Source organism: Agromyces binzhouensis (genome assembly GCF_004135055.1).
GTDB lineage: Bacteria > Actinomycetota > Actinomycetes > Actinomycetales > Microbacteriaceae > Agromyces > Agromyces binzhouensis.
This window is the reverse complement of the sequence record NZ_SDPL01000095.1, coordinates 1-9069: the sequence shown is the minus strand read 5'-3', so window position 1 is coordinate 9069 and position 9069 is coordinate 1. Positions and strand designations below refer to the sequence as shown.

The window sequence follows — 9069 nt, the reverse complement described above, 5'->3', positions numbered from 1 at the left end:
GAGCAGGCCGCGGCCGAGCTCGGCGAGCGGGCGCGGTTCGTGCCCGCGGATGTCGCCGACGAGACGCAGGTGGCCCGCGCGGTCGCCGCGGCATCCGCCCTCGGCCCCCTTCGGGTCGCGGTGAACTGCGCCGGCATCGTCACCGCGAACCGCACGGTCGGCCGTGAGGGCCCGGCACCGCTCGAGGCGTTCGAACGCACCATCCGCGTGAACCTGATCGGCACGTTCAACGTGATCCGGCTCGCGGCGGCGGCGATGGCGGAGTCGGAGCCCGTCTCGGCCGGCGTCGCCGGTGGACCCGCCACCCTCGAGCGCGGGGTCATCGTCAACACGGCGTCGGTCGCCGCCTTCGACGGCCAGATCGGGCAGGCGGCCTACTCGGCGTCGAAGGCCGGCGTCGCGGGCATGACCCTGCCGATCGCGCGCGACCTGTCGAAGCTGCTGATCCGGGTCGTCACGATCGCGCCCGGGATCTTCGAGACGCCGATGATGGCCGGCATGCCCGACGACGTGCGCGCCTCGCTCGAGGCGCAGGTGCCGCATCCGTCCCGCCTCGGGCACCCGGCCGAGTACGCCGCGCTCGTGCGCTCGATCGTCGCGAACCCGATGCTGAACGGCGAGACGATCCGCCTCGACGGCGGGATCCGGATGCAGCCCAAGTAGGGAGCTCCCGATCGCGTCGCGTGCTCGCGACGCGAGGTCAGATCCGCCCGAGCGAGAGCGCGGACCCGCCGCGCCGGCGAACCGTCTTGATCACGCCGTCGATGACGTCCCACACGCTCACCGCGATGAATGCGAAGACGATGATCGTGGCCACGATGCCTCCGGCCTCGCCCCACGGCCACCCGACCACGTCGAGGAACTCCGGGTTCACCAGCTGGCCGCTCGTGAAGAGCCACAGCGCCGGCACGGCGAAGGCGACGTTGAGCAGGAGGTTCACGATCGCGAGCCACCAGTTCCACCCCCAGACGTAGATCGCCGCCGCGAACACCATCTCGAGGCCGATCACGACGAGGAACCACGGGATCCAGAAGGACCACAGGTCGGGCGAGAGCACCGGGACCGATTCGCCCAGCCGGTTCGCGACCGGCGCACCGTATCCCTGCCAGATGATGACCCCGGCGAACAGGCCGAGGAAGACGAGGGAGGCGATGAGGTCGCCGAGGCGGCCGCCCTTGCCGTCGTCGGGGATCGTGGGCAGGCGCTCGGGCGTCCAGCGGTCGACCGGGCCCGAGCCGGGGCTGCGCTCGACGATCGCGAACACCAGCGTCGGCCAGAAGGCCAGCTGCACGGCGAGGGAGAATCCGACGCTGAACGCGCTCGCGAAGACCTCGCCGACCGGTGCCCCCGCGAGCGCCTGGGCGAGCAGGACCGCGCCGACGGCGATCGGGAGGACGATCGCGAGGAGCGTCGTCACCAGCCGCTTCCAGGTGAGGTAGTACCGCGGGCCGATGAGGTGCAGCGGGCGATCGAGGTACTTCGCCGCGAGTGCCGCGGGGTCTCCGAGCTCGACGAGGACGGCGAACTCGGCGTCGTCGGTCGGGGCGCCGGACTGGCGACGCGCGTCGACCTCGTCGCCGATGCGCTCGCGCAGCTCGCGACCGAACTCCTCGCGCTGGGGCTCGGGCAGGTTGTGGGCGGCGGCCCAGACGTAGCGGTCGGTGAGGGTTGCAGCGGGGGTGGTCATGATCCTTCTCCCGAGGTGAGACGGGCGAGCGCCCGGTCGATGTTCTTCCAGTCGGCGGTGAGGACCCCGGCGAGCTGCTCGCCCGCCGGGCTGGTGCGGTAGAACTTCCGGGGCCTCGCCTCGTCGGTGTTCCATTCGCTCGTGAGGAGGCCCTGCTTCTCGAGTCGTCGGAGCAGCGGGTACAGGGTGTTCGCATCGACGGTGACGCCGATGCCGTTGAGCGACTCGAGCAGCGCGTACCCGTAGTCGGGCTCGCGCAGCCGGACGAGGCAGGCGAGCACGACGGTGCCGCGCCGCAGCTCCTGCAGGTGGCTCGCGGTCGTCGCATCCATGCTCATGTCCAGCACTGTACTGTGCTTGATACACTATTGCAACGGTCCTTCGTCGGGCTCGGCGCGGCGGGCGCTGCGGCGTGCGCGGCGCGAGGGTGCTACTCGCCGGCGTGCGCCTCGAGGAACGCGTACACCTCGGCGTCGTCGACGCCCGGGAACGTTCCGGAGGGCAGCGGCGAGAGCACGTGCGCGTGCAGCCGAGCACTCGGCCACGCCCGGCCCGCCCACCGCTCGGCGAGCCCGTCGGGTGCGCGCCGGCAGCACGACTCGTCGGGGCAGCGCGATTCCGAACGCAGGGTGGTCTCGCGCCCGCGGAACCACTTCGCCTGGTTGAACGGCACGCCGACGGTGATCGAGAACTCGGTGGCATCCGTTCGCCCGGTCTGCGTGGCGCACCAGAACGTGCCGACCGGGGTGTCGGTGTACTGGTAGTTCTCGGTCGTCCGATTCGTGTGCTCGAAGGCGGTGCGGGCGCTCCACTTCTTGCACACCCACTGGCCCTCGATCGAGCCCGTGACATCCGTCGGCAGCGGCAGGCCGTCGTTCTCGTACCCCTTGAGCAGGGCGCCGTCGCCGTTCACCCGCAGGAAGTGCACGGTCATGTCGAGCTGGCTTGTGGCGAGGTTCGTGAACCGGAGGGCCGCGGCCTCGTGCGTGACGCCGAACGCGTCGCGGAAGTCCTCGATCGCGAGGCGCTTGTCCTTCTTCGCCTCCTGCAGGAAGGCGACGGATGCCTCCTGCGGCATCAGGCACGCCGCCGCGAAGTAGTTGATCTCGAGCCGCTGCCAGAGGAACTCGACGTAGCTCGCCGGCGGCTCGTGGCCGAGGAGGCGGTGGGCCATCGCCTGGAGCGCCATCGAGCGCAGCCCGTGGCCACCGGGGATCGAGGCCGGCGGGAGGTAGATCCGCCCGTTCGCGAGGTCGGTGATCGAGCGGGTCGAACCGGGAAGGTCGTTGACGTAGATGAGCTGGAAGCCGAGTCGCTCGGCCATGACGCTCACCTCGCGGTGCGTGAGCGCGCCCTGGCGGTGGCCCGACGCGCGCACCTGCTCCTCGGCGAGCTCCTCGATCTCCGGCAGGTAGTTGCTCCGCGAACGCATGCGCTCGCGGAGCTCGGTGTTCGCTCGCCGTGCCTCCTCGGGCGTCGCGATCGCCTCGCTCGCGCGGCGCTGCAGCTCGTGGTGCAGTCCGACGATCGCCTCGAGCGACTCGTCCGTCATCCCGCGGCTCGGCTTCACGTGCGGCAGGCCGAGTGCGGCGTAGAGCGGACTCGCCTGCGCCCGGCCGAGCTCGAGCTCGAGCTCGGCGCGCCGGCTCGGCGCCTCGCGCGAGAGCAGGTCGGCCAGGTCGACCTCGAGGGCCGACGCGAGGGCGTCGAGCGTGGAGAGCTTCGGCTCGCGCTTGCCGTTCTCGATGAGCGAGAGCTGGCTGCCCGCGAGCCCCACCCGGTCGCCGAGCTGGTCGAGCGTGAGCCCGAGGTCGGTGCGGTAGTGCCGGATGCGGTGGCCGAGCGTGGCCAGGTCTGGGCTGCCGAGCTTCATGACTTCAGATTATCGAAAGATCGCAGATTCTTAACACCCGAATCGGCCGAATGGATGGCGCATCCTCGCTCAGACTGGAAACACGCCACCGATCACGGCGGCTCTCCGAACTCCTCGAAAGGACGACGATGACCATCTCCGACTTCTCGGTCAGCGCCTCCGGACCCGCCTCGGACGCGGAGGACCGCCCGCGCGGCACAACCGACCCGGCGCTGCGCGCCTGGGTCGCCGAGATCGCCGCGATCACCCAGCCCGACGACATCGTCTGGTGCGACGGCTCCAAGCAGGAGGCCGACCAGCTCACGCGCCAGCTCATCGCCGAGGGCAAGCTGATCAAGCTCAACCCCGAGTGGCGACCCAACAGCTACCTCGCCCGCACCGACCCGTCGGACGTCGCGCGCGTCGAGGACCGCACGTTCATCTGCTCCACCTACGAGGAGGACGCGGGCCCCACGAACAACTGGCGCGACCCGCACGCGATGCGCGAGGAGCTCATCGGCGTGTTCACGGGCTCGATGAAGGGCCGCACGATGTACGTCGTGCCCTTCTCCATGGGCCCGCTGGGCGGCGAGATCAGCCAGCTCGGCGTGGAGATCACGGACTCGCCGTACGTCGTGCTCTCGATGGGCATCATGACCCGCATGGGCGAGCAGGTCTACCGCCTCATCGAGACTGGCGAGCCGTGGGTGCACACCATCCACTCGCTCGGCTACCCGCTCGTCGACGGCGTCGGCCACCGGCGCGACGACGTCGAGTGGCCGTGCAACGACACGAAGTACATCGTGCAGTTCCCCGACTCCCGCGAGATCTGGTCGTACGGCTCCGGCTACGGCGGCAACGCGCTCCTCGCGAAGAAGGCGTTCGCCCTCCGCATCGCGAGCGTCATGGCCCGCGACGAGGGATGGCTCGCCGAGCACATGCTCCTCATCAAGGTGACCTCGCCCGAGGGCAAGGCGTACCACATCGCGGCCGCGTTCCCGTCTGCCTGCGGCAAGACGAACCTCGCGATGCTCCGCCCGACGATCCCCGGCTGGAAGGTCGAGACGATCGGCGACGACATCGCCTGGATGCGCCCCGGCGAGGACGGCCGCCTCTACGCGATCAACCCCGAGGCCGGCTTCTTCGGCGTCGCACCCGGCACCGGCGAGACCACCAACCCGACCGCCGTGCAGACCCTCTGGGGCAACACGATCTTCACGAACGTGGCGCTCCGTCCCGACGGCGACGTCTGGTGGGAGGGCCTCACCGACACGGTGCCGGCGGAGCTCACCGACTGGCAGGGCAACGCCTGGACGCCCGCGTCCGGTCGCCCCGCCGCGCACCCGAACTCGCGCTTCACGGTCGCAGCGGCCCAGTGCCCGCAGATCTCGGACGACTGGGACGCCCACGACGGCGTGCCGATCGACGCGATCCTGTTCGGCGGTCGCCGTGCGACGAACGTGCCGCTCGTCGCGGAGGCGCGCTCGTGGAAGCACGGCGTGTTCATGGGCGCCACGATCTCGTCGGAGCAGACCGCGGCCGCCGAGGGCACCGTCGGCGAACTCCGTCGCGACCCGTTCGCGATGCTCCCGTTCTGCGGCTACAACATGGCCGACTACTGGGGCCACTGGGTCAAGATGGGCCGCATCCTCGGTACGAACGCGCCGAAGATCTTCCAGGTCAACTGGTTCCGCAAGGGCCACGACGGCAAGTTCCTCTGGCCGGGCTTCGGTGAGAACTCGCGCGTGATCGAGTGGGTCGTCGGCCGCATCGAGGGCACCGCCGACGCCGACGAGACCCCGATCGGCAACCTGCCGGCCGAGGGCTCCCTCGACCTCGACGGAATCGAGATCAGCGACGACGCGCTCGAGCAGCTCTTCGAGGTCGACCCGAAGACCTGGCTCGCGGAGTGCGACCTCACCGAGGAGTACTTCGGCCAGTTCGGCGACCGGGTGCCCGCGGCCCTCAAGGCCGAGCTGTCCAGCCTCCGCTACCACCTGCAGCAGCAGGTCTCGTAGCGGACCTCACCGCCGGCCGTCGCTCAGGGGTGGGCGACGGCCGGCGGTGACGCGCGCCGGAGCGCGCGGGCGACGGATGCCGCGGGCGCGACGTGCATGGGAAGGCGCGTCACGCCCGCGGCATCCGTCGCCGCCTTCTGCGGCGCGTCAGCCGATCTGGCCGCGGATCTCGCCGCTCGGGATGTCACCCGGTTCGCCCGTGACCGGTGCGACGCCGTCGTTCGTGTGGACGTTGACGTATGCGCCGCCCGACTCGATCGCATCGACGAGGTCGGCGAGCGACGCGCCCGCCAGCGGACCGATGAGGTCCGCCGCCGTGATCGTTCCCGTGGCGATCACGCCGCTCGTGCGTCCTCCACCCGGTGCCGCCGGCCCGAACAGGAAGGCGACGACCTGGCCGTTCTGGCCGGCGGGCGCGAGGTGGATGTGGGACGCGACCGGGTTGTCCAGGTTCGCCACGATGAGGCGGTAGTCGAGTTCGGTGCCGTCGGCCGACAGCATGAAGACCGCTTGGCCTCGCGCGAGCGAGTCGTTGGCCGGGACCTCCTGTGCCGCGGAGAGCGGGGCGGTCCAGGTCGACGGGGACGCCTGGGCGATGCCCGGGCTCAGTGCGGCCGCGACGGCCAGGGCGGCCGCGGCGAGGATCCGGGAGGTTCGCATCATCGGACTCCTGTCTCGAACGTCGCCGACTCCGGTGTCGGCCGACGAGGGCATTCTCCTCGCGCCGAGCGAGCGCCGGAACCCCCAGTCCAGGTCGGCACCACCCGTGCCCCCTCCGCCCGGTCGCACCCGCGTGCGCGCCACGCGCGACGCATCCCTCCGCTCCTCCGCCTTCGGGTCTACCGTGTGCGGCAGGGGAGGCACATGGAATTCGGACCGGTCATCACGAGGGCGGGCGAGGTCATCGACCTCCTCGGCGTGGTCGCGATCGTCGTCGGCGTGCTCTACGCGATGGCGGATGCCGCGATCCGTCGCATCCGGAACCTCGGCCCCGTCTACACGCGGTTCCGTCGCGTGCTCGGCCGCGGCATCCTCATCGGGCTCGAGCTCCTCGTCGCGGCCGACATCATCCGCACGGTCGCGGTCACGCCGACGATCGAGTCGGTGACGGTGCTCGCGCTCATCGTCGTCATCCGCACGTTCCTCAGCTGGTCGCTCGAGGTCGAGATCTCCGGCCACTGGCCGTGGCAGAAGTCCCGTGCCGCGGCTGCGGACGAGGGCGCGCTGGGCACCACATCCGACCGGCCCGCGGGCGCCGAGCGCGAGTAGGTCCACAGAGCACGATTGCGTCCGCAAGGACGTACGTCGGCCTACCCACGTCGCGAAGCGCGGCGGCCGCGTCGGTCGCCTGTGCTCGAGGCTGGTGGCGGGGCGGGGCGTCGGGAGTTGCGTGCGGGCATGGAGTGGGTGTGGATCGCGATCGATGGTGTTTGGCCGAACGATACCCGCCCACTCTCCGATCGTGCGTATGTGAGCTCACTCCAGAGGCTCATGACCCCTATGTAGAGATCTGGGATTCCTGGGATATGGTCTCGGAGATGACTATTCGGCGCCGTAGGACGCGGATGCGCGACGCCGTGGACGCGTACGTGCGGCGAGCGAGGGTGTTACGCCAGATCCAGAGCAACAAAGCTAGCCGAGCTCAACGGCTGGAGGTGTGGTACCTGGTCATCACGGTGCTCGTCGCTACGCTCGTCAGCGTCATCGGTTTTGCGGGAGTCGACCGCATTGCTGAACTCTTGGCACCGGCCCCGACTGACGCCCTCGATTTGGTCCCCGCCGTTGAAACAGTCTTCAACATTGCCGTGCTCGTAGTGCTTATCGCGACCTTGGTGGGTCTCGTATTTCGGTTCGGCGAGCGTGCCAACCGGCACTATAGATCGCTCGAGGTGTTGACCGAGTTCATGCGAGATTGCACCGATCTAGTCGAGATGCATGACGCCCGTGAACGCACGATCAATGGGAGCGACCTAGATCAAATACGGACTCGATACAAGGGCGTTCTGGCGACTCTCCCACCATCGACAGACAAGGAGTACGAGAAGGCGAAGAACGACGCCGTCCAGAAGCGGCTTCGATCAATAGCGGCACCGACTTCTCGAGGGGAAGTGAATCCGAGCATGCTGCGCAAGGTCGTAGTTCGCCCAAGTCGCATGCAGAGCCGTGCTTCGAAGGTTGATGCGCGGCGCGTTGCCTCACTTCTACGCCGTGACCCACTGCGAATAGCGGCCCTGAGGGCCGTCCATGAAGAGCTCGGATCTCGAGCATGGATTACGGGGGGATTCCTGCGAGAAGGCGTGTGGGACGCGATCGAGGGCCGTCCGATCGAGTCGCCAAGAGACGACGTGGACGTTATCTACTTCGACAGGCGCGACACCACGAAGGATGCTGAGCGCGCGCTTCAGAAGAGGCTCGACGAGCGTGAACCGCGAATTCGTTGGTCCGTGAAGAATCAAGCGCGCATGCACTCGATCAACGGCGACAAGCCGTACGACTCGCTCGCCGACGCAGTTTCCAGATTTCCGGAGACTGCGAGTGCCGTGGCCGTGCAGTTGAATTCTCGTGGTTTCCGCTTCCTTGCACCGATCGGAATGGACGATCTGAGGCGTATGCGCTTGCGTCCGAATGCGAGGGCGAACCGCGCCGCCTACGAGAGACGTCGGCCTCAAGTTGAGGGGGCTGGCCGGTGGTCATTGCTCGAGGTCGTGGAACCGGAGCCGCCGCATACATCGACCGGCGGCTCTGAGAGTGTTTCTGGCTGAGTCTTGCCGCCCGAGATGTGGCGTCTCTCGTGACAACGCGGGTCACAGCTTGACCACGCTGACGTGCAGCGGCCACGACGACACGGGGACGCTGCCGCCCGCGGCGAGCGGGTCGACCGGCAGCACGACGGCGAAGCGTCCCATGCGGCGAGGCTACGCCGCACGGGACGCTCGCGGGTGTCAGATTCCGGCGTCGCCGAAGAGGTCGAGCAGCGCGTCGGGCGCAAAGCGCACCTCGACGGAGCCGGTCGCGCCGCGGTCGGCGGCGCCGACCCAGAGCCCGGATCCCTCGTGCACGCGCATCCAGCCGTCGCGGAACACGATGTCCGCGCCGACGACGATGCCGATGACGGGCGACTCGCCCGCCCGCACGGCGATCGAGCCCTCGATGTCCTGCTCGGCGTGTGCGTCGACGTCCTCGCGCGCCGTGACGCCGACGAGCGGACGCAGCGTCGGGGTCGCGAAGCCCGGCACGTCGAACGGGCTGCCGGAGGCCGCATCGGCGACGACTCCGACGTGCACGCTCGTCGAGACGAGCGCGGTCTCGGCGCGACCGTCGAGCACGAGGCGGCTGCCGACGCGGAAGCGGTAGAACACGCGGCCGTCCGCCGGCGCGGTCGGCAGCACGACCGCGGTGACCCAGTTGCGGGTCCACGCGAGCGGATCCCCGCCGCGGCTCGGCGGGTCGTAGAGGCTCGCGGTGATGCGCACCGCGCCGTCGGTCCGCGTCGGCGCGGCCCGGAGCGAGGT

Annotated in this window: 9 protein-coding genes; 4 read left to right on the top strand and 5 right to left on the bottom strand. The window is 69.6% G+C overall.

The window, feature by feature from the left end:
* The coding region (locus tag ESO86_RS06880; protein ID WP_129234233.1) for an SDR family NAD(P)-dependent oxidoreductase at nucleotides 1–663 on the top strand (663 nt) is incomplete at its 5' end.
* A 37-nt stretch (nucleotides 664–700) separates the two neighbouring features.
* Here the strand turns inward: ESO86_RS06880 and ESO86_RS06875 are convergent.
* From ESO86_RS06875 to ESO86_RS06865, 3 genes are all read right to left on the bottom strand, one after another.
* Nucleotides 701–1687, bottom strand: coding sequence for a hypothetical protein (locus tag ESO86_RS06875; RefSeq protein ID WP_129234232.1), 987 nt, complete (start codon nucleotides 1685–1687; stop codon nucleotides 701–703).
* Nucleotides 1684–2025 carry a PadR family transcriptional regulator gene (locus ESO86_RS06870; RefSeq protein ID WP_129234231.1) on the bottom strand — a complete coding sequence of 114 codons (342 nt, stop codon included), beginning with the start codon at nucleotides 2023–2025 and terminating at the stop codon, nucleotides 1684–1686. The genes ESO86_RS06875 and ESO86_RS06870 overlap by 4 nt, the downstream gene beginning before the upstream one ends.
* 92 nt (nucleotides 2026–2117) lie before the next feature.
* Entirely contained in the window at nucleotides 2118–3560 is a 1443-nt protein-coding gene (locus tag ESO86_RS06865) for a helix-turn-helix domain-containing protein (protein ID WP_129234230.1), read from the bottom strand.
* Nucleotides 3561–3688: 128 nt separating this feature from the next.
* Here ESO86_RS06865 and ESO86_RS06860 point away from each other — a divergent pair, with 128 nt between their 5' ends.
* Complete coding sequence (locus tag ESO86_RS06860; RefSeq protein ID WP_129234229.1) at nucleotides 3689–5557, top strand: phosphoenolpyruvate carboxykinase (GTP); 1869 nt, start codon at nucleotides 3689–3691, stop codon at nucleotides 5555–5557.
* Between the two features lie 147 nt (nucleotides 5558–5704).
* Here ESO86_RS06860 and ESO86_RS06855 read toward each other — a convergent pair whose 3' ends face one another.
* Nucleotides 5705–6220 (bottom strand): CHRD domain-containing protein, encoded by a 516-nt coding sequence (locus ESO86_RS06855; protein WP_207207043.1) that lies wholly within the window; start codon nucleotides 6218–6220, stop codon nucleotides 5705–5707.
* Between the two features lie 201 nt (nucleotides 6221–6421).
* Here ESO86_RS06855 and ESO86_RS06850 point away from each other — a divergent pair, with 201 nt between their 5' ends.
* Together ESO86_RS06850 and ESO86_RS06845 are read left to right on the top strand one after the other, a co-directional pair.
* The gene (locus tag ESO86_RS06850) at nucleotides 6422–6826 is read left to right on the top strand and encodes a DUF1622 domain-containing protein (RefSeq protein WP_129234227.1); all 405 of its coding nucleotides are present in this window, start codon (nucleotides 6422–6424) and stop codon (nucleotides 6824–6826) included.
* Between the two features lie 296 nt (nucleotides 6827–7122).
* Nucleotides 7123–8319: a nucleotidyltransferase family protein gene (locus ESO86_RS06845; protein ID WP_165307445.1), complete on the top strand. Its 1197-nt coding sequence runs from the start codon at nucleotides 7123–7125 to the stop codon at nucleotides 8317–8319.
* 180 nt (nucleotides 8320–8499) lie between these two features.
* On the opposite strand, the gene ESO86_RS18645 is transcribed toward ESO86_RS06845, so the two are convergent.
* On the bottom strand, nucleotides 8500–9069 hold a 570-nt coding region (locus ESO86_RS18645; RefSeq protein ID WP_165307442.1), incomplete at its 5' end, for a hypothetical protein.